Consider the following 18,543-nt stretch of genomic DNA (forward strand, 5'->3'; position numbering starts at 1 on the left):
GAGTCGCGCGCCCCAACGCTTTCCGTGCTGCGGGAGCGCCGCTTCAAAGTGGCGCTGGTGCTGGTCACGGACGAGCGCATGTCAGGCGCATCAGGCAAGGTGTCGGCGGCGATCCACGTCGCGCCGAAGGGCTCAACGGCGGCCCGCTGGCGCGTGTGCGCGACGGCGATATCGTGGTGCTGGATGCGGAAGCCGGAACGCTGTCGGTGCGCGTGCCGGAAGCGGAATGGAACTCCCGCGAGGTCCGCACGCCGGTTCTCGCGCGTTACCACGCCGGCATCGGACGGGATCTGTTCTCGGGTTTCCGCCGCAATGTCTCGCCGGCGGAGGAAGGTGCCTGCACGTTGTTCGTGTCGGCGAGGGCGTGAGTTGACGATCGATCGTTGTCGGCTTCTGCAGGGGGGGCGCAGTTCATCCCTGGTTTCGTCCCCCTGCCGGGGCCGGCTCACTTTCTTTGCATTGCCAAAGAAAGTAAGAAAAGAATGGCGCACCCGGAGCGAACTGCACATTCATTCACACCATTGGGAACGGCGCATGCCGGACTGGCTCGCTTCTGCCGTGGCCGGTGTTGTGGTTGGCGCCTTGTTCATCGTGCTTGAGTTCTTCTGGTCGACAATGGTCCTCAATGAAAGCCCGTGTCGACCGACCCACAAGATCGCGGCGATGGTGATGGGCCCGAGTGCGCTCGAACAGATGTCTCTCTTCAGCTTTGGCATCGTGGCGACGGCACTGGTACTGCACTACGTGCTCGGCGCCATCATGGCCATGGGGATGATTCTCGGAGCGGTCATTGCGCCTTTCCACTTGGATTCGAATGGGGGCATGGAGGCTGTCATCGGGGTAGCCTTCGGGATCGTCGCGTATGTGTGGAACATGTCATGACGGCCGTGTTCCCATGGTTCGTCTCGGAGCGGGGATCCGGACCCTTGTTGGCAAACTTGCTGTTCGGTGCGGTCACCGCGATCGTCTACGGCATGCTGAAACGGCGCACGCAGGACGCGATGCACTGACGCGCCGTTTTTTTCCCGGCGCGCCGATAGAGTCTGTTCACTTGTGCGACGTACGCACGTCGCACATGTGAACAGACTCTAAACACCCGGCGCCCTCGAGAGACGGCCGCCTCGGCAACCAATTCTGGCGGCGGCCGTTTTGCATTGCATCGCAGCAAGTGACTCCTCTATTCGCACGATCCGTATATGGGGCGCGCTTCCCCCTTGCGCTGCCTTGCACGTTGCAGAGGAGAGGACTACCTTTGCTTTAGAGCCGCTTGCAACGCACAGCGAAGCGGTCCTGGCAGAAGTGCCTGCGCAGGCAGTACGAAGTACTGCAAGGCGGCACAACGACGCCAGGAGCCTTTTTTGTTAGCGGCTCCAGCGAGTGACGCGCAGCGAGGTGGCGTATGGCGCTTGCGATTACCCTGAGCCTGATCATCGTATTGGCGGTAGGGTTTCATTTTGCCAGTCCCTGGTGGATCACACCGATCGCCTCGAACTGGGTGCGCATGGACGACATGCTGACGATCACGATCGTCATTACCGGCGCGCTCTTCATCGCGATCAACCTGTTCATCGTGATCGCACTGGTGCGCTACCGCCACCGCAGGGGTCATCGCGCTGCTTACGAGCCGCACAACAAGCGGCTGGAATGGTGGTTGATCGGCCTGACGTCTGTCGGCGTGGCAGCGTTGCTGGCACCGGGGCTCTTCGTCTACGCGGACTACGTACGGCCGCCACCTAACGTGCTGCAGGTGGAAGTGCTCGCCCAGCAATGGCAATGGCGCTTCCGCTTTGCCGGCCCCGGTGGCAAGCTGGGCACGTCGGACGTGCGCTACATCAGCAACGACAACCCCTTCGGCCTGAACCCCGGCGACCCCAACGGCCGTGACAACTACCTGATCGAGACGCCCGAGGTGCACCTGCCGATCAACCGGCCGATCCAGGTCCTGACACGGTCGCGCGACGTGCTACACGACTTCTACGTACCGCCGTTCCGTGCGCGCATGAACATAGTGCCGGGCATGGTGACCACCTTCTGGTTCACGCCGACCAAGGCAGGGCGTTACGACATCCTGTGCGCGCAGCTTTGCGGTATCGGGCACTCCAACATGCGCGGCGTGGTGGTGGTGGAAGACGAAGCATCGTTCTCGCGCTGGCTGGCGCAGCAGAGCACGTTCGCGCAGCGGCAGCAGGCCAAGGTTCAGGCCGCACCCGCCGCTGCAGGCGGCAGCGCCCGGGCGCTCGCTGATCAGGGCAAGGCGCTCGCAGAGGCCAAGGGCTGCATCGCCTGCCATACCGTGGACGGCAGTCCGCGCGTGGGCCCCACCTGGAAGGGCCTGTACGGCAAGACCGAAACGATGGCCGACGGCAGCACCGCGAAGGTGGACGAAGCCTATCTGCGCGCCTTCATCCGCGACCCGAAGGCCCGCGTCGTGAAGGGCTTCTCACCCATCATGCCAAACTTCGACCTGAGCGAGCAGGAGCTGACCGCGCTGGTGACCTACATCAAATCGCAAGGCGGCCCGGGCGCCAGCAGCGCAGCCCAACCCTAGCGGAGCAGACGCAATGTCCTACGCGCACACCGATCACGTCCCGCAAAGCTTCTGGACCCGCTATGTCTGGAGCCAGGACCACAAGGTCATCGCCGTGCAGTATTCGCTGACGGCCATCTCCATCGGCCTGGTCGGCCTTGTGTTGTCGGACCTGATGCGGCTGCAGCTCGGCTTTCCGGGCAAGTTCAGTTTCATCGACGCCAACCACTACTACCAGTTCGTCACCATGCACGGGATGATCATGGTGATCTACCTGCTGACGGCGCTGTTTTTGGGCGGCTTCGGCAACTACCTGATCCCGCTGATGCTGGGCGCCCGCGACATGGTGTTCCCGTTTCTCAACATGCTGAGCTACTGGGTCTACCTGCTGGCCGTGCTGGTGCTGATGGCGAGCTTCTTCGTGCCAGGCGGGCCGACCGGCGCAGGCTGGACGCTGTATCCACCCCAGGCCATCCTGCCGGGCACGCCGGGCGTGGAATGGGGCATCGTGTTGATGCTGGTGTCGCTGGCGATCTTCATCGTCGCGACAACGATGGGCGGCTTGAATTACGTCACCACCACGCTGCAGGCGCGCACGCGCGGCATGACGCTCATGCGCATGCCGCTCACGGTGTGGGGCATCTTCGTGGCGACCATCCTGGCGCTTCTGGCGTTTCCGGCACTGTTCGTGTCGGCGGTGATGATGCTGCTCGACAAGACACTCGGCACCAGCTTCTTCATACCGGCTGTGGTGTCGATGGGGCAGACGCTCAAGCATGCCGGCGGTAGCCCGCTGCTGTTCCAGCACCTGTTCTGGTTCTTCGGGCATCCGGAGGTCTACATCGTCGCGCTACCGGCCTTTGGCATCGTGTCGGACCTCATCAGCACGCACGCGCGCAAGAGCATCTTCGGCCACAAGATGATGGTGTGGGCCATCATCATCATCGGTGCGCTGAGCTTCGTAGTCTGGGCGCACCACATGTTCATCGCCGGCATGAATCCGTACTTCGGCTTCTTCTTTGCCACCACCACACTCATCATCGCCATCCCGACCGCCCTCAAGGTCTACAACTGGGTGCTGACGCTGTGGCGCGGCGATATCCACCTGACCGTGCCGATGCTGTTTGCCATCGGCTTCATCAGCACCTTCGTCCTGGGTGGGCTGACCGGGCTCTACCTCGGCAACGTGAGCGTGGACATTCCGCTTTCGAACACGTACTTCGTGGTGGCGCACTTCCATATGGTGATGGCCGTGTCGCCGATCCTGGTGGTGTTTGGCGGCATGTATCACTGGTATCCGAAGGTGACGGGCCGCATGCTCAACGACACGCTCGGGCGCGTGCACTTCTGGGTTACCTTCCTCGGCACCTATGCGATCTACTTCCCGATGCACTATCTCGGCATCCTGGGCATGCCGCGGCGGTATTACGCGTATGAGGGCTACAGCTTCATTCCACCTTCGGCGCAGACGCTCAACACGTTCATCACCGTCGTTGCGCTGATCGTTGCGGCGTCGCAGTTGCTGTTCCTGTACAACCTGGCGTGGAGCCTCGTGCGCGGCAAGCGTGCCGACAGCAACCCCTGGCGGGCCACCACGCTGGAATGGCAGACGCCGCAAACGCCGCCAGTGCACGGCAACTGGGGCGCCGCACTGCCCGTCGTCTACCGCTGGGCGTACGAATACAGCCCGCCGGGGCACGAGGAAGACTTCGTCCCGCAAAACCAGCCGCCAGCGACGGCGCCTGAACCGGCCCACCCGACGCTTGAACCCGGCGAGGCACGCGAATGACCACACTGCGCCGCTCCTTCGTTCCTGACGCGCCACCTGTCTTGCGGAATGCGAGCCGCGTCGGCCTGATCGTCTTCATGGCGGTGGCAACGACATTGTTTTCATTGCTGCTGTTCGCCTATGCAATGCGCATGCGCGAGCCCGACTGGCGGCCGATCCCGCATCCGGCGCTGCTGTGGTGGAACACCGGCGCGCTGGTTCTGGCAAGCATTGCTATGCAGCGTGCCCGGCAGCTGACCTTACACCGCGCGGCGTGGCTGGTGTCCAGCGGTGTGCTGGCGGCCGTGTTCGTGATCGGACAAATGACCGCCTGGCGCATGCTGTCGGCGGCCGGGCAGACCGTCACCGTCAATCCCTCCAATAGTTTCCTCTACCTGCTCACCGGCCTGCACGGGTTGCATGTGCTGGGCGGGCTGGTGGCCTGGGCGGTGACGATCGTGCGTCTCCAGCGCGGGGACCCCTTCCGAGCCCAGCGCGCCATCGCGCTGTGCGCCATCTACTGGCATTTCCTGCTGGCTGTCTGGCTCGTGCTACTGGCGGCGATGTGGTGGATCACCCCTGGGTTCGTCGCCGCCATCTGCGGGCCGCTGTATGGAGCCGCGCCATGACCACGCCCACGCTCCCGACCGAATCCGCTGCCACCACGCCCACCGACGCCGGGCCTGACGGCTGGCGCGGCATCGTCACGGACTGGTCGGCCGACCGCGAAGCCTTCAAGGTGCCGTGGGGCAAGGCGATGATGTGGATCTTCCTGCTGTCGGACACCTTTATCTTCAGCAGCTTCCTGATAGGCTACATGACGGTGCGCATGTCGACCACGGTGCCGTGGCCTGACCCTTCCAAGGTATTCGGGCTCACTGTGGGCGGCGTGGATGTGCCCTTGCTGCTGATCGCCATCATGACGTTCACCCTGATCACCAGCAGCGGCACCATGGCGATGGCTGTCAACTTTGGCTACCGGCGCAACGCAAAACGCGCCGCCGCACTGTTGCTGGCGACTGCGCTGCTGGGCGCGACCTTCGTGTCGATGCAGGCCTTCGAATGGACCAAGCTGATCGTCCATGAAGGTATCCGCCCCTGGGGCAACCCGATGGGCGCGGCGCAGTTTGGCGCGTGCTTCTTCATGATCACCGGGTTCCACGGCTTTCACGTGACCTGCGGTGTGATCTACCTGCTGCTGATCGCACGCAAGATCCTTCAGCCGGGGTTCACCGAGCGCGGCAACTTCCAGATCGTGGAGATTGCCGGCTTGTACTGGCACTTCGTCGACCTGGTGTGGGTGTTCATCTTTGCGCTGTTCTATTTGTGGTGAGGCAGATCATGGACCACACCGATCCTGCCCATCTACCCGACGCCGCGCACGGCCAGCAGCATCCGATTGGTATCTACCTGAAAATCTGGGGCCTGCTGTTCGTACTGAGCACGATGTCGTACATGGTGGACTACTTCCACGTGCAGGGCCTGCTGCGCTGGGCGCTGATCGTCGTGCTCATGATCGCCAAGGCCGGGCTGATCGTGTCGATTTTCATGCACATGATGTGGGAGCGGCTGGCGCTGGTGTACGCCATCCTGATACCGCCCCTGTGCCTGCTGGTGCTGCTGGTTCTGATGGCTGCCGAAGCGCATCACACCTTCGGCATGCGGGAACTATTCTTCCATTGACCCCTTCGCCGACCGTTCCTCAGCCGACGGCCGTTGCGTCCCTCGCTCCTCGAAGAGCTCGGCCTGAAGTCGTCCTGCAAGACGAGCGGTGGCAAGGGCCTGCCTGGAACCCACCGCTCTGAATACAAAACGACCCAACAAAGCCGTTCCTATTTCCTGGCTCGCTGAAAATCTCAGCGAAAAACACCTTCAAATCAGGCGTGCTTCTCGCTGAATTCGTTGAGCGGCACAGGCTGCCTGAGCGGATCGAAGTCCGCCCACCGCCCTTGTTGCCAGCGGCCGGTCGCACGTTCGATCGCCCCGCCTCCCGCATCGCGCAGCACCCGTGCGGCTTCTAACTGGCTCTCCGGCGACACGTGTACGGCGACCAGCACGCCGGAATCACGGGTATCTTCGTAGCTGGCTTCACGCGTGCTCACCATCGCGCCGACCAATGAACCGACATACGCACTCACCCCGGCCGCGATCAGCGACACGATAAGCGGCGCTGAAAACGCTGCGAAGATCCCGACGCCGACCATGGCGCCAACCACTGCGCCAATCGTGACGCCCATCTCGGCACCCTTCGGCGCCTCCCTCGCGTTTGCGTCGGTGCCGGTATCGACTCCGTGCTGGCCGGGCGGATTGACGAAAAACAGTGTGACGTCCTCCTCGACGAAACCGGCATTGAAGAGCCGTTGCGCCGCGTCTTCAGCGGCGGGGAATGTCGTAAAGCGTGCTGCGACGATGAGTGACATGTGGCCTCCTTCCATCGTTGACTAGCGGTTGCAGAGTATGCCGCCCCACCTCACCCGCGCCGAGGCAGAGGTGCGTGCGGTGGCACGCGCCGGGACTATGCCGTGGTGCCGCGATCGGGTTCCATGCCATCCACTCTGAACAGTCCGCTATGTAACACTACTCCTTTGTCGCCGTTCTGGTCGATCGCTTCCGCGCAAACTGAACAGATACGATTGCGGCGTTGTCGAAAGCAGCCATTGGGGCGGATTCCAGCGCGGACTGGGCGCCGAAATGATCTTTCAGCGCCTCGGCGGTAATTGCCGCATTCAACCGGCTCACTGTCGACGCGCGCCGTAAAGCGCACTGTCAGATTCGCGTCGTCGAAGGCCGGCTGCTCGTCGGGAAAAGTGATGTGCATAAGGGAATCCTCATGGGCTGGCCGCGGCGGAATCGCACTCATGGCGAACCCTTCATTGCGCTAGCGATGCATTGGCAATTCCACCGGCGTACCAAGACGTATGGATCCGCCCCGACGTCCACTTGCGGAGTCGCGGCGGTACGGTCCAGAGTTTATCGAGCTCGCCCAGACGCAAGCGCAGGCCGATCGCAAACAGCGACACAAGCAGCGCGATTTCGATGATTGTGCAGCTGGTCACCGTGGGCCAGCACCGGATCGGTGGGGAGGATCGCCGCGAGCAGCAAAGACGGGCCCTAGCGGAGATGCAACACGTAGACGCGGAAGAGAGTCAGTAGCGGAATCGCCGCTAGCATGGTGCGCAGAAGGTGCGCGTCGGCCGACCGACGAGCAAATCGAAGTGCCACCGGACGATCCCACGACGCAGGTCACGCCAGCTCGGGACAGCACACCGGCCCAGTGCGATCGTTCCCGGCTCAGCGTGCGAGCAAAGGCAGGGAACTTGAGGGCCGTTGCTGCCCGGCAGGTTCTCGGTTTCGAGGCTTGCCAGTCGAACCACGTTCGGATCCATGTGGATCGCCGCCACTGCTATGGAGTATTGACCATTACGTTCGCGGCCGTGTCACCCGATACGCTCGCGGCTATGGTGAGACGCCTGACCGCGCTACCGTGGGCGCTCGATGCGTACTTTTATTCCTGAGCATCGCCTCAGGGGAACGAGCTTCCAGTGTCCTGTACTTCCAGAAGCATGTCGTCGACGTCGAGTTCGTTCGAGCAGTCGCCTTCTAACGGAGGCGGCTTGTACCGTTCGTCAAAGCGTCGCCGGACGGAAGCCCCAGCCGGTCCCGGAACGCCCTTCGTTGGGCCGTGTCCATCGCGGCGTTGCGATCTGGGGTTTCGCAGGCATTTGATCCTCCACTGCGAGCTAAAAGACCAATTACCGATCCGCTGACAGGTCTGCCGCGTCCAATAACTGACGTGCCTCAAGGGTCTCTTGCACGTACAGTTCATCACGTCACGTCGTCGCCAGAACGTGGATCATCCGTCGGGGTGGCGATAGCCATGCGGCGCTATCAGTCTCGTGAGTTGGAGGACTAGAATGAATTATCCGAATCAATCGGGAGAGAAATTGTGGAACTTCACATGGAATCCCATCATTTCACGCACGGCCAGCCCGACTGGCGGGCAGCCGCACTGGCAGGCGTCATCGCGGGCGCTGTGTTCCTGGCGTTAGGGGTTATCCTGATGGCACTGATGACGGGCGGAAGTCTGCTGGAGCCCCCACGCATGGTCGCCGCGATCATGCTGGGACGAGGCGCATTGCAATCGCAGCAAGCATTTTCAATTGGCATCGTGCTCGCGGCCTTTGTGGTGCATTTTGCCCTTGCCATCGTATTGGCGCTTATCCTCGGTCTGATCATGACGTCATTCAACCTTGACTCGAGCATGGGGATGGCTTCACTGGCGGGTGGCGCTTTTGCTGCAGCCGTTTACCTGATTAATTTCTACGGCATGACACAGTTTTTTCCGTGGTTCGTAGAAGCGCGCAACTGGGCCAGCCTGTTAGTTCACATCGTCTTCGGCATCGTGACGGCGAACCTGTACATGAGACTAGAGCGCAAGACATCCCGTAGGGTCAAGGCGGACGCGGGCGGCCCGTCGTAGTCCGGTGCCGTGCTGATGGACCGGTCTCCAGAGCAGAAAAGGCTCGCCGCGTAATAACATGAGCAGGACGCTGCAATCGGGGCAGCCCTTCCGCGCTACCTTGACGCAACAGGCGACGCTCCAGACGGCGCTGGAGAACCGCAGCGCGGCGGCACAAGCCGCTGCGCTGAGCCGCATTCTCGGGTGCTGGCCGACCGGATCGCCGCGTCGGTCGTCGCGCGCTGACAAGCTGGGAATGCCGATACATCCCGTCATTCGACGAGGGCGGCGTCTCGAACGTGTGATACTTAGGAAGGCAGAGCGGCAGCGCGGGCGCATTGCGCGTCACGAATGGCTCCACGATGCGTGACTTTCGATCATGTATGCATACTTCAGGCAGTCGTACGGGCCTGGCCGTTTTGACGGCGAGGGAGGTGTGCCGACCCGCGAGTGGCGCCTCAAACGCAACTGCTCGCTCACGCCGCGGCAGTCGCTCGGTGCGACCGTGTTCCTCATGGCGCTCGTCCTCGTGATCGGAGTGGCAGCGGCATTCGCATTCGGCGTGTGGCTCGCGCTGCCTTTCTCGATGTTTTGCACCGTGGCTGTCGGCATCGCCTTTATCGCCTACGCCAGGCACGCGACGGACGGCGAAGTGCTGACGTTCGCGCCCCCGTTCGTGATCGTCGAAATACACGAGCGCGGACGCCGCACGATGCATCGGATGAATGCGGCCCGCCTGGCCGTGTCTCTCGGCGACAGCGATGGCGCCGTCTACCTTTGCGACGGCTGGCAGCGTATTCCCGTCGGACGGCAACTACCTGCCGCCGCTCGCGCGGAGTTCGTGCTCCAATTGCGCCGCTTTATCGCGGCCGACTGTTGACATGCCGGCCGATGATCGCTGGCATTGCAGATCGGCCGCACAGCAACGCGCCGAGCGCCCCGACGATGCCGATACCGCACGCGATGCTCACGCCAATGATCGGCGCCACGCGAAATGCGCCGCGCACTCGGTATCGTTCGGGGAGGTGTCCATCATGGCAATCGACGTTAAGGCCCCCATCTACGAACTCGGCAAGACGGTGACATACGTTACCGTCAACGGCGTGAAGCACGCGATCGTGCGCGCCGACGCCTGGTTCGAGCAGATCGGATCCGGGAATGCCCCTGCGCCGCGCCGCAAATCGTTGTCGGTTCGGTTGCGCGACGTGATCAAAAGCGGTGGGAAATCCTGTGGCGTGCAAGCCGTCAAGCTCGCCCTCAACCAGGACCATCGGGCCTGTCACGCAGCGGTGAATCGGGTGACTCACTACCCAGCAGATCAGCCGACATTCACGGCTGTCTCCAGGAAGAAGCCGCGTCCGGGCATTTCATCGCATGGCAAAACCGGGCGTGGCAAGGTCGGCGTGGGCGGCATGCGTACCAGGTCGCACAGCTGACGTTGCGCGGGTCGAGGTGCAACTTCCTGGTTCGGGGCTAACGGGACGGGTCCCGCTTTTCTTTGACCGCGTTCGCCCTGTCTTTCCGCCGGATCAGAACGTTAGTCACCGCGGCCGCAATGAACGCGACGAAAGTGGAAGCCGACGACGCAATGAGTGTCTTTTCCTCGGTATCCAGCGACGGCGTTGTTGGTTGATGTGGGAAAGCGGATCTGAATGGGACTGCCGGGGCGCTTCCCGACATGGTTTGTGACGCGTTTTTCGACTGCGCGACGAGTACCTGCGGCAGCTGTTCCTCCGACGTGTAACGTACAAAAAGGGCGGCCGTTACGCAAAAGAAGCCCACAAACAGACCAAGGAATAGCCGACAAAACAGCCCGAGCCTGGTGAAGTTTTCCACGCTGCCTCCGTCTTCGTCGGCAGTTACCGCACTCTTATATTGCACCAGAATCACGCGCAATGGCGACGGCCCGGCAGACGCGAGGTGGACCTTTACCACGCGGTCGAGGCAGTGCAGGTGCATTCGCTGACGCACCGTCGCCAGTCCGGTGTGCTGCAGGGGCGGCTCGATGCCGTGCAGACATCGAACGTCACGCTGCAGCTACGGCTCGCGCCGCGGCGCGAGGCAGGTCCCGGCAGTGTCCGTCCAGCCCGCGCGAAGACGCCTCCGGCACATACAGCCGCGACTCGCATTGGCTGTGCTCCGTCCAGCGCGGGCCTCGGGCACGGCGCAAGGTAGTGGCAAGGGCCCGCGACGGCACTGTCAAGTTGACGAGCGTAGGTTACGTGTTTGGCTCAAGAGTAGTTATCCTGATCAGATAATTCATTCGGCTGCGGTTCAGACAGCCCAGTCATGCCATGTGGCGAGGCGTTCTTTTAGTATGGCGCGATGACTTGCCGCGTTCATTTGATGTCCGGGCATCGTGCTCCACTGAAAGCCGGTCGCAGCATGGGACTTCGCGACGGGCTACAGCTATACGTACGCGACGACGTCCAACTGCATCACGAGCAGTGCACGGTACCAGCAGTTCAACCTCTCCGAATACTATCCGCTTTCCAAGCGCACGGGTCCTTATGCGTTGCGGGCATATCAGCGCGCGAGTGGCCAGACGCCCGGTAATAACGGTGCCGGCAACATCATCAATGCGACGGCAACGCTGAGCGATCGCTTTTACTCGACGCCGTCTTCATCCCGCAGCATGGTCGGTGTGGGTGTGGGTATCGTGCATCGGTTCTGACGCCGTCTGAATTGCCTGAAGCATAAATAAGCGCCGCGGTTGCGGCGCTTATTTATGGAATTACATCCGATTCCATGAATTGTCAGGGCGAGTTCTTAGCGTGTTGGTGACGTTGAAGTACTGGAGCTGCGTGAACGAGCATAAGCATGGCGAAGACTACGAAATAAAGCCCAGCAAGGGTTTCGGGTAGGCGTATGTAGTCTCGTGTGAGGCAATGCGTGGTTGAACCTGGTGACTGCTGCTCCAGCCAGATATTGCGGAAACCACAGGGGCAACAGCGAGAAGGGCCAAGCTAGAAGGGCCAGGCTAGAAGGGCCAAGCTATGACGCATGGTCGCCGTCGTCCAGTAGTGGATCGGGGTATTATTGGCGAAAGCGGATCCCGGTACCGTACGGGGCATCCTCCTATTCGTCGTCATGTCCGCGCAGGCGTGGCGCTGTCGCCAGCATGTTTTTCACACGCAAGCGAAAGCGAACTATTCTTAAGGAATCTCGCGCAATAATCTCCCGTTTTCCTCCCGAGGAGGTGTGTCATGTCGATTTCTGCTACTCTCCAAGACTGCCTGCGCAGCAAGGGCTCCCAGTACGAAATCGTCCATCATCCGCACAGCCATTCCAGCATCGAAACCGCGGCGGCCGCGCATATTCCCGGCGATCGCCTCGCCAAGACCGTGCTTTTTGAAGACGAGCACGGCTATGTGGCGACTGTGCTGCCATCGACCTACGCCGTTCGGTTGTCCGAGCTTTGGGCAAAGACCGGGCGCCACCTTCTGCTCGCCAAAGAGGTCGATCTGCGGGAACTGTTCAAGGATTGCGACATGGGAGCGCTACCGCCGGTATGTACGGCCTATGGCATGAGAACCTATCTTGACGAGAGCCTCGCCCAGCAACCGGACGTGTATTTCGAGGCCGGCGATCATGAGGCGCTGATTCATATGGGCACGGTTCATTTCCTGGACCTGATGGACCGGGCCGAGCGGGCACGCTTCGCCCGTCGCATGCACGGTGTGTCAAGTTGACCGGCGCCTGCCCGGCACGGCACGGTTTGCGCAGTGCGGCATAGAGTGCGCTGCGCCACCGACCCTTTTCCCGAGGCAGTGCAACGCATTGATACGGTCTCGAAACAGTTGACGGCCAGCTTCGAACGCGAACGACACGTGAAGTTCCAGATGGAAAACCACAGGATCACGCTAGCAGGTCGGGTGGCGACCAAGGCCGACAGACGGCGGGCGGAACAGGACGGCGGGTGTCCGGATGCTATCCGGGGCGTCGTTAATCGTATCCAGGTACGGGCCTGATCTGACTGCAGGCCCGCGTAGTGAAATGGGTGCGCGTAAGATCCTGTCGGGCCTCACGATGGCCGTCCTGTCCGGAGGATACCTGGCTGCGGACGCTTAGAGTTGGTGTTCTCCGGCATTGTCCGAGGTCAATGTCGAGGACGCGTAGTATTGCGACGGTTATACGAAACGCTGAATCGGGAGAGTCAGCCACTGGGCGCCACTGCGGAGCGCCGCGCTAACGACACGCTCGTGCTGCGTGCGGGCGCTTAGGCGCCGAGATAACGCTCGAACCACTGCACCGCGTACCGCGCAACGGCTTCCAGTGTGCCGGGCTCTTCGAACAGGTGGGTCGCGCCGGGGACGATCACAAGATCCTTCGGACATCCGAGCAGAGCGAAAGCATCCCGGTTGACTTCGATGACAGTGGCGTCGAGCCCGCCTACCACCAGCAACGTAGGCGCCTGGGCCGCGGCGAGGACGTCGCGTCCGGCGAGATCGGGCCTGCCGCCTCGCGAAACGATCGCCTCAATCGGGACCGACGACACGTGCGCCGCGCGGATCGCCGCAGCAGCGCCCGTGCTCGCGCCGAAGTAACCAAACGAGAGACGTGTCGTCTGCTTCGCCGCGATCCAGGCCGTTGCTCGCGCAAGACGCACGGCCAGCAGTTCGATGTCGAAGCGGGCAGCGGGACCGGTGTCTTCGTGCTCGGAGAGCAAGTCCATCAGCAGCGTTCCGATGCTGGCCCGATTGAGTTCGGTGGCCACATACTGGTTACGAGGGCTGAACCTTGAACTGCCGCTGCCGTGCGCGAACAGAACCAATGATTGAGCGTCCTGTGGCAGCGCAAGCGTGCCCATCAGGAAGGCGTCTTCCACCGGAATGGTGACTTCCTGCATTTGGAGCCGAGGGTCCATGGCGTCCTCAAGCCGGGTACGACATTTTCCGACCCAATACGCGACGCGCTCACCGTCATTGACGCGGGCGCGCTGATGCTGAGCAAGGCATCAGATTGCCCGGCAGGCTTCCGCGCATCTCCGGCACGCATCGCTGCATGTGCCGCAGTGCTCAGGCGCATGCCGCGCACATTCATCGGCGCACTCGTCACAGATCCGCGCGCAGAGTTCGCAAAACTCGGGTGCGAAATGGCTTTGTCGAGCCAACGCCGCAGATGTAAGGCGGCATAGCGAAGCGCAATCGGCGTTCAGGCGAATACATTTGGCCATGTTTACCCGGCCCGGTTCATCGAGGCAGGCGGATGCGCAGCGATCGCAGGCAGCGGCACAGGCATCGCAGGCTTCAATAGACGGCTGATAGATTTCGGGGTTCATCGACGAGGCTCCAGACTTGAATAGCGTTATTCGGCACCGCCGCGTGCTCTCCTCCAAGGGTTGCGAATGAGTTCAGGGCCGAGCAGCGCGGCTCTCATAGCAGAGTAGTCATTAGTGTCGGTGCCGTAAAGCGAAGCGGCGAGTCGGATTTCTCGCGAGTGGCTTCGTTAAACGTTTCGAGTTTTATTCGTAGAGCGTCATGCCAACAGCGGTTCCGAGAAGCGCAGAGGGTATTCTGAGCAGGTACGGGGCGAACCCAATAGCCGGCGGAACGTCGCGACACACTGATCGTTGCGAGCGGGGCTACGTAGCGGCTTTGCACCAAGACCCGTTAACAAAATGAACAAAGAGGCTGTTTACTCTCGATGAACCCTGGTAACCTTTTCGTTGCTGAGCCAGAAAATTGGGGCCGCCAAACATCACGATCCCGGCCTTGCGGCAAAGCGTCACGCGCAGCAGATGATCGAAGGCGGATATTGGTCCATGTGCGTATGGGTACCGAACATGTGTGACAAACGCAGCAGTTGGCCCGGCATTAGATTCGCGATATCGCCGATATCGAAAAGGAGGGCACGCCGTTCATCGCGAAAGTCCACGTATAGACCCGGATCGCCAAACGTGTCATTGACTAGCGATGGTAGGAAGATGGCGTACATTAATAGGTCGGCGCGGCGCATGAAGTGCAGCCTGGGTGTCATATCGGGGCGTCGCGCCGTCTAGTTGGCCACTACGGTATGGGGCTCGGTACGCGCTACTCAGTCCCGGCTTGTGAAAACCGTCAATACCCCCGTGTAGCCGTACAGGTGACTCCTTGCGATCTCGCCGCCGGCGAAGAAGCCCACCAGCGGCACCTCGCCCAGGGCATTCCGCACCGTCTGCAGTTCCGCATGCCGCGCTCCAAAATGCGGCCCGCCGCGTCCCGCGCAACTGACATACAGCGCGCCCGACAGGTGGGCTGTCGTGCTGCTTTCCAGTTCCGCCCGGATCTCCGTCGCAATGCGCACCAGATCTCGCCTGGCGGCCTCGGCATTGCGCGTGCAAAACGCCAGATGCATGCCTGTCTCGATCTGATCCGCAATCGCCAATATCCGGTGCCGGGGATCGACACCGACCAGGTGCCGCACGAACGTATCCGCGCCGAATTTTCCGGGCCATGTCGGCACATCCTCGGCACCGGTGCTCAAGCCCACCAGCGTGGTCGACAGGGCCTGTGACAGTTCATCAGTTGACAGATCCTCGTCGAGCCCAAGATCCTGCAACACGCAATCGAGCGCGGGCTTGCCGTCCAGCGTGACCACCAGATTGTGTTCGGCCCGGGTGATGGTACGCACCGGCCCGGCAGGTTGGCAGCCCTGCGTCACACGTGAGATCAGACCGACATCGGGCCCGAACAGCACGCCGGACAACCCGCCGCTGAACACACCGTCGGCGAAGTGGAGCGGACGGTTTCGCGCCGAGGACAGACCGCCGAAAAGATAGCCTGTGGTCGTGCGGGCACTCAGTTCTTGCAACAATTCCTGCAGGTCCGGTGTGGTGCCCTCGGCATGAACGAGGGCCGTATGGGCGACGAACCTGGAGGACCCCGCAGGCAGAGGCTGTTGCCCGGAGAAGAGCCGGAACGACTCCCGCGGCAGCGGCGCGAGCATCAGCGCCAGGGCCGGTTCGTCGATGTACTCGACGCCGCTGGCGGCCACGCCGACGCCGACCGTACCGACCCAGGCGACGCCTGGGTACGCGCGCCGCAGTTCGTCGAGGATCGCCGCGGACTCGGATGCGTAATAGTCGCTCAGGTAACACCAGCCGAGCGTGAACTGTGCGGATACGTGTTGCTCTGCCGCACTCGCCGTCATCCGGGTGTCAAGTTGCTGCCGGCACTCGGCGAGCGCCACTCGCCAATCGGCGTCAGCAGCGTGAGCGTGGACAAACGAAGCGTGGTTCATGGCACAAACCTGCCGAAGGCAACAACACGCCGGCGACGACATCGCGGTCGAGGTGGCGTTCAGGGAACAAACAATCTGTGATTCAAGGTGTACTCATCGAGCGCTCGAACACAAGAGAGATGGTAACACCCCGGCCCAATGAAGCTCTGCCCCGCGTCCCTGATTTGAAGACTGCCGGGTGCTACATTACCTATTGAAAAGCAGCGCGCAGCGACGATATCACGAGCGCTTCCGGCTCGCGCGCAGCTGGACGTTTCACTGGGTTCCCGTCGTCCGGAGCATCGTCGCGCGCGCCACCGGCGTAGCAGCACTTGCGTCGTGCATCTCCAGGCTCCACTGACTGCCGGACTTCGAGGGATCACCACCATGACAAGTTACGATCAGGACATTATCGCGTGGGCCCGGGAACAGGCAGCGCTGCTGCGCGCCGGGCGGTTTGAGGAAATCGACGTCAAGCACATCGCCGATGAAATTGAGGACGTGGCCAGAGATGAAGTGCGTGACATGACGCACCGCATAGCGAGCCTTACCGTTTGGCTTCTCAGGTGGAAGTACCAAGAGTTGCGCTCGCCGAGCCTGCATTCGATGATCCGCGTGCAGCGCGAGCGGCTGAAGGCGCAGCTGAGGGGCACGCCCAGCCCGAAGTTAAGCCTCGCCGATGACGAGTGGATCAAGGATGTGTGGGCCGACGCCCGCCAGCAAGCGAGCAGGGAGACGAGTATCGGGTTTGCGTTCTTGCCTGAGCGCTGCCCGTGGGCGATGGAGCAGGGCCTCGATCCGATGTTCTGGCCGGACCAGGGCAGGCGCGCGCAATGAGAGCACCCCGGTGGATCGGGACTTCTCCGCTGCGCCACTGAACCGGCGGCATTACTGCGTGCCGGCGGGGCACAGGAATCGACCGCCTGAACATCACCGCGGAACTTGAATCGATCGACGCGGCGAGAGGCGGGACTATGACCAGTTCGATGATGGGGACGTGGAATGAGCAAGAGCCTGTGGACGTATGAAGAAGTGACCGCTGCGGTCGAGGAAGAGATCAAGCTCCAACTCAGGAAAGCTGATTCAGTGTTGTCCGAGGTAACGCGCAGCACGTATCGCGACTACGCCTTCGGTGCATATCTCGCATGGGAAGCGGTCACGCGGACGTGTATGACGGAACAGCGTTTTGCCGAAGCCAGGCGTCTTGCCAACATGGTCGAGTTCCCGAATTCCGAACGCCCATGATCCATCCAGAAAACGTTGGGTATCCCCTCGTTGAATGGTTGACGACGTCTCACACGTTCCAGCGCGTTTCGGCGGGGCGCTTGACAACGCGCTGGCTGGTCCTGGGCAACCGGATGTCGTGAAGGCGACAAAACATAACGACTGGGTTGGGCACATTGATGAGACCTGATGGCAGGAGGCGATCTGCTTCCTGCTTACGCCATACCATTGAGATATGAAATCCAGCACTGTCACGCGCAAACACGAACACTTCTATGTCCTTGACGAGAAGAACACGCCTGTCGAGGTATTTGACCGCGGCGAATGGTCGCGCTGGATGTCTGGGAACGAACAGATCTTTCGCCGCACGTTGCTGGAAGAATCCGGTGTGACAATCACGACCCGCTTCCGCGGTGTGTCCGGAACCAGTAAGGGGGAGGTCCGGCTGTTCGTGACGCGCATTGCCGGCATGCAACCGCGGGACAACGAGAGCTACGGAGCACGTACCCTCGATGAGGCGCTGGAGCAGCATGAGCGCATCGTACAGAAAATCCTCCTGATGCTGACCAGGCGGTGAGCAGACCGCGCCAAAGTGGGGGCTCTATGCTGCGATATGATGAGTGCAGTAGTAGCCTGCGGGCGTCGGATACCATCGCTCGGAGCATGATCGTAACTGGTCATTCAGGACGGCCGTCCTCGGCCGCAGAAGGCCCTGAGCATGAGTTGGTCGCCACGCCTCTGCTGCCGCTTCACAAAGCGCTACGACCGCCGACGGAGCGAAGCTGGACATGATCGGCCCGCCATGACGGTAGCGGTCCCCGTAGTTCACGATAAAGCGCTGGTCGTTCTCGAGGTAACCGATGAAATCATCCAGTCTGGCCACCAGTTAGCCTGCTCGGGACTGCATGCCGCGTCGAGTTCCCAACCCAGCTTTCTCGGGAATCAGGAGTCGCCGCCAGACCGGCGCGCTGACGCCGTGCAGACTGATTCGCAACTGGAGGATGGACGTCGCTTCGGAAGGTCGGAGCCACTATAAACTCTCCCTCCGCCCATACGCAGGCCAAAATTTAGCCCCGCTTTGGCGCGGTCTCCAAATGCGGAACCCCGATCTTGACTCTCGGGGGAAGTCCTTGCAAACACTATCGGTCATGAACGGTCCTTCGAGCAGGCTGGTGATCTCTCATGGTAACGTCGGATTCATATCCCTCTACGAACGTTCTCTACCTGCTAATGACAGGTAGACATGGCCAAACCATTAAACCATTGGCTCCTCCCGTATCTCTTCATTTCCGAATAAATGGTCGAAGAAAAGAGGCGGAGACCATAAAAAGGTCCTGGGATTCGGGAATTCATGGGACGGGCGTC

The 18,543-nt window shown here is 61.6% G+C and carries 19 protein-coding genes and 5 pseudogenes; 16 read left to right on the forward strand and 8 right to left on the reverse strand.

Going from position 1 to position 18,543, the window contains the following annotated elements; all coding sequences use genetic code 11:
- Window positions 1-12: 12 nt before the first annotated feature.
- From H1204_RS43030 to H1204_RS43060, 7 genes and pseudogenes are all read left to right on the forward strand, one after another.
- A pseudogene (locus tag H1204_RS43030) lies at window positions 13-368 on the forward strand (dihydroxy-acid dehydratase); the annotation flags it as partial.
- Window positions 369-534: 166 nt separating this feature from the next.
- Window positions 535-1,010: pseudogene (locus H1204_RS43035) on the forward strand (hypothetical protein).
- Between the two features lie 389 nt (window positions 1,011-1,399).
- Window positions 1,400-2,548: a c-type cytochrome gene (locus H1204_RS43040; RefSeq protein WP_180736156.1), complete on the forward strand. Its 1,149-nt coding sequence runs from the start codon at window positions 1,400-1,402 to the stop codon at window positions 2,546-2,548.
- Between the two features lie 13 nt (window positions 2,549-2,561).
- Window positions 2,562-4,316, forward strand: a complete 1,755-nt coding sequence (gene ctaD / locus H1204_RS43045) for a cytochrome c oxidase subunit I (protein ID WP_180736157.1) — start codon at window positions 2,562-2,564, stop codon at window positions 4,314-4,316.
- Entirely contained in the window at window positions 4,313-4,924 is a 612-nt protein-coding gene (locus H1204_RS43050) for a cytochrome c oxidase subunit 3 (RefSeq protein WP_180736158.1), read from the forward strand. The genes ctaD and H1204_RS43050 overlap by 4 nt, the downstream gene beginning before the upstream one ends.
- Window positions 4,921-5,628, forward strand: coding sequence for a heme-copper oxidase subunit III family protein (locus H1204_RS43055; protein WP_180736159.1), 708 nt, complete (start codon window positions 4,921-4,923; stop codon window positions 5,626-5,628). The genes H1204_RS43050 and H1204_RS43055 overlap by 4 nt, the downstream gene beginning before the upstream one ends.
- A gap of 8 nt (window positions 5,629-5,636) precedes the next feature.
- Window positions 5,637-5,978: a cytochrome C oxidase subunit IV family protein gene (locus H1204_RS43060; protein WP_114224645.1), complete on the forward strand. Its 342-nt coding sequence runs from the start codon at window positions 5,637-5,639 to the stop codon at window positions 5,976-5,978.
- Between the two features lie 194 nt (window positions 5,979-6,172).
- Here the strand turns inward: H1204_RS43060 and H1204_RS43065 are convergent, their stop codons facing one another.
- Both H1204_RS43065 and H1204_RS43070 read right to left on the reverse strand, forming a co-directional pair.
- Complete coding sequence (locus H1204_RS43065) at window positions 6,173-6,715, reverse strand: hypothetical protein (protein WP_180736160.1); 543 nt, start codon at window positions 6,713-6,715, stop codon at window positions 6,173-6,175.
- A 95-nt stretch (window positions 6,716-6,810) separates the two neighbouring features.
- Window positions 6,811-7,113, reverse strand: coding sequence for a DUF1488 family protein (locus tag H1204_RS43070; protein WP_243469103.1), 303 nt, complete (start codon window positions 7,111-7,113; stop codon window positions 6,811-6,813).
- Between the two features lie 1,140 nt (window positions 7,114-8,253).
- Here H1204_RS43070 and H1204_RS43075 point away from each other — a divergent pair.
- The 3 genes from H1204_RS43075 (at window position 8,254) to H1204_RS43085 (ending at window position 10,190) form a co-directional block, all read left to right on the forward strand.
- Entirely contained in the window at window positions 8,254-8,775 is a 522-nt protein-coding gene (locus H1204_RS43075; protein ID WP_243469104.1) for a hypothetical protein, read from the forward strand.
- Between the two features lie 358 nt (window positions 8,776-9,133).
- A complete protein-coding gene (locus H1204_RS43080; protein ID WP_180736162.1) occupies window positions 9,134-9,634 on the forward strand; it encodes a DUF2244 domain-containing protein in 501 nt (166 codons plus the stop codon).
- Between the two features lie 154 nt (window positions 9,635-9,788).
- A complete protein-coding gene (locus tag H1204_RS43085; RefSeq protein ID WP_180736163.1) occupies window positions 9,789-10,190 on the forward strand; it encodes a hypothetical protein in 402 nt (133 codons plus the stop codon).
- 37 nt (window positions 10,191-10,227) lie between these two features.
- Here the strand turns inward: H1204_RS43085 and H1204_RS43090 are convergent, their stop codons facing one another.
- The gene (locus H1204_RS43090; protein WP_180736164.1) at window positions 10,228-10,590 is read right to left on the reverse strand and encodes a hypothetical protein; all 363 of its coding nucleotides are present in this window, start codon (window positions 10,588-10,590) and stop codon (window positions 10,228-10,230) included.
- A 517-nt stretch (window positions 10,591-11,107) separates the two neighbouring features.
- Here H1204_RS43090 and H1204_RS52120 point away from each other — a divergent pair.
- The 3 genes and pseudogenes from H1204_RS52120 to H1204_RS53105 form a co-directional block, all read left to right on the forward strand.
- Window positions 11,108-11,428: pseudogene (locus H1204_RS52120) on the forward strand (porin); the annotation flags it as partial.
- A 532-nt stretch (window positions 11,429-11,960) separates the two neighbouring features.
- Entirely contained in the window at window positions 11,961-12,446 is a 486-nt protein-coding gene (locus tag H1204_RS43095; protein WP_180736165.1) for an aminoacyl-tRNA deacylase, read from the forward strand.
- A gap of 78 nt (window positions 12,447-12,524) precedes the next feature.
- Window positions 12,525-12,725 (forward strand): BON domain-containing protein, encoded by a 201-nt coding sequence (locus tag H1204_RS53105; protein WP_346015800.1) that lies wholly within the window; start codon window positions 12,525-12,527, stop codon window positions 12,723-12,725.
- A 248-nt stretch (window positions 12,726-12,973) separates the two neighbouring features.
- On the opposite strand, the gene H1204_RS43100 is transcribed toward H1204_RS53105, so the two are convergent.
- The 4 genes and pseudogenes from H1204_RS43100 to H1204_RS43110 form a co-directional block, all read right to left on the reverse strand.
- Window positions 12,974-13,603 carry an alpha/beta hydrolase gene (locus tag H1204_RS43100; RefSeq protein ID WP_180736166.1) on the reverse strand — a complete coding sequence of 210 codons (630 nt, stop codon included), beginning with the start codon at window positions 13,601-13,603 and terminating at the stop codon, window positions 12,974-12,976.
- A gap of 108 nt (window positions 13,604-13,711) precedes the next feature.
- Window positions 13,712-14,035: a four-helix bundle copper-binding protein gene (locus H1204_RS43105; RefSeq protein ID WP_121315149.1), complete on the reverse strand. Its 324-nt coding sequence runs from the start codon at window positions 14,033-14,035 to the stop codon at window positions 13,712-13,714.
- Between the two features lie 390 nt (window positions 14,036-14,425).
- Window positions 14,426-14,691 (reverse strand): annotated as a pseudogene (locus H1204_RS52125) (ribonuclease Z); the annotation flags it as partial.
- A gap of 99 nt (window positions 14,692-14,790) precedes the next feature.
- Window positions 14,791-15,975: an FIST N-terminal domain-containing protein gene (locus H1204_RS43110; protein ID WP_180736167.1), complete on the reverse strand. Its 1,185-nt coding sequence runs from the start codon at window positions 15,973-15,975 to the stop codon at window positions 14,791-14,793.
- Between the two features lie 366 nt (window positions 15,976-16,341).
- Between H1204_RS43110 and H1204_RS43115 the strand changes: the two genes are divergently transcribed.
- From H1204_RS43115 to H1204_RS43125, 3 genes are all read left to right on the forward strand, one after another.
- Window positions 16,342-16,791 carry a DUF29 domain-containing protein gene (locus tag H1204_RS43115; protein ID WP_180736168.1) on the forward strand — a complete coding sequence of 150 codons (450 nt, stop codon included), beginning with the start codon at window positions 16,342-16,344 and terminating at the stop codon, window positions 16,789-16,791.
- Between the two features lie 165 nt (window positions 16,792-16,956).
- A complete protein-coding gene (locus tag H1204_RS43120; RefSeq protein WP_180736169.1) occupies window positions 16,957-17,199 on the forward strand; it encodes a hypothetical protein in 243 nt (80 codons plus the stop codon).
- A 214-nt stretch (window positions 17,200-17,413) separates the two neighbouring features.
- Complete coding sequence (locus H1204_RS43125) at window positions 17,414-17,755, forward strand: hypothetical protein (protein ID WP_180736170.1); 342 nt, start codon at window positions 17,414-17,416, stop codon at window positions 17,753-17,755.
- 24 nt (window positions 17,756-17,779) lie between these two features.
- On the opposite strand, the pseudogene H1204_RS43130 reads toward H1204_RS43125, so the two are convergent.
- A pseudogene (locus tag H1204_RS43130) lies at window positions 17,780-18,064 on the reverse strand (ISKra4 family transposase); the annotation flags it as partial.
- Window positions 18,065-18,543 lie beyond the last annotated feature (479 nt).

Source organism: Paraburkholderia sp. PGU19, from assembly GCF_013426915.1.
GTDB lineage: Bacteria > Pseudomonadota > Gammaproteobacteria > Burkholderiales > Burkholderiaceae > Paraburkholderia.

What these genes read in the sequence shown, in the direction of transcription:
- H1204_RS43040 (WP_180736156.1), top strand. Translation starts at nt 1,400, where the DNA reads ATGGCGCTTGCGATTACCCTGAGCCTGATCATCGTATTGGCGGTAGGG.
- ctaD (WP_180736157.1), top strand. Translation starts at nt 2,562, where the DNA reads ATGTCCTACGCGCACACCGATCACGTCCCGCAAAGCTTCTGGACCCGC.
- H1204_RS43050 (WP_180736158.1), top strand. Translation starts at nt 4,313, where the DNA reads ATGACCACACTGCGCCGCTCCTTCGTTCCTGACGCGCCACCTGTCTTG.
- H1204_RS43055 (WP_180736159.1), top strand. Translation starts at nt 4,921, where the DNA reads ATGACCACGCCCACGCTCCCGACCGAATCCGCTGCCACCACGCCCACC.
- H1204_RS43060 (WP_114224645.1), top strand. Translation starts at nt 5,637, where the DNA reads ATGGACCACACCGATCCTGCCCATCTACCCGACGCCGCGCACGGCCAG.
- H1204_RS43065 (WP_180736160.1), bottom strand. Translation starts at nt 6,715, where the DNA reads ATGTCACTCATCGTCGCAGCACGCTTTACGACATTCCCCGCCGCTGAA.
- H1204_RS43070 (WP_243469103.1), bottom strand. Translation starts at nt 7,113, where the DNA reads ATGCACATCACTTTTCCCGACGAGCAGCCGGCCTTCGACGACGCGAAT.
- H1204_RS43075 (WP_243469104.1), top strand. Translation starts at nt 8,254, where the DNA reads ATGGAATCCCATCATTTCACGCACGGCCAGCCCGACTGGCGGGCAGCC.
- H1204_RS43080 (WP_180736162.1), top strand. Translation starts at nt 9,134, where the DNA reads ATGTATGCATACTTCAGGCAGTCGTACGGGCCTGGCCGTTTTGACGGC.
- H1204_RS43085 (WP_180736163.1), top strand. Translation starts at nt 9,789, where the DNA reads ATGGCAATCGACGTTAAGGCCCCCATCTACGAACTCGGCAAGACGGTG.
- H1204_RS43095 (WP_180736165.1), top strand. Translation starts at nt 11,961, where the DNA reads ATGTCGATTTCTGCTACTCTCCAAGACTGCCTGCGCAGCAAGGGCTCC.
- H1204_RS43100 (WP_180736166.1), bottom strand. Translation starts at nt 13,603, where the DNA reads ATGCAGGAAGTCACCATTCCGGTGGAAGACGCCTTCCTGATGGGCACG.
- H1204_RS43105 (WP_121315149.1), bottom strand. Translation starts at nt 14,035, where the DNA reads ATGAACCCCGAAATCTATCAGCCGTCTATTGAAGCCTGCGATGCCTGT.
- H1204_RS43110 (WP_180736167.1), bottom strand. Translation starts at nt 15,975, where the DNA reads ATGAACCACGCTTCGTTTGTCCACGCTCACGCTGCTGACGCCGATTGG.
- H1204_RS43115 (WP_180736168.1), top strand. Translation starts at nt 16,342, where the DNA reads ATGACAAGTTACGATCAGGACATTATCGCGTGGGCCCGGGAACAGGCA.
- H1204_RS43120 (WP_180736169.1), top strand. Translation starts at nt 16,957, where the DNA reads ATGAGCAAGAGCCTGTGGACGTATGAAGAAGTGACCGCTGCGGTCGAG.
- H1204_RS43125 (WP_180736170.1), top strand. Translation starts at nt 17,414, where the DNA reads ATGAAATCCAGCACTGTCACGCGCAAACACGAACACTTCTATGTCCTT.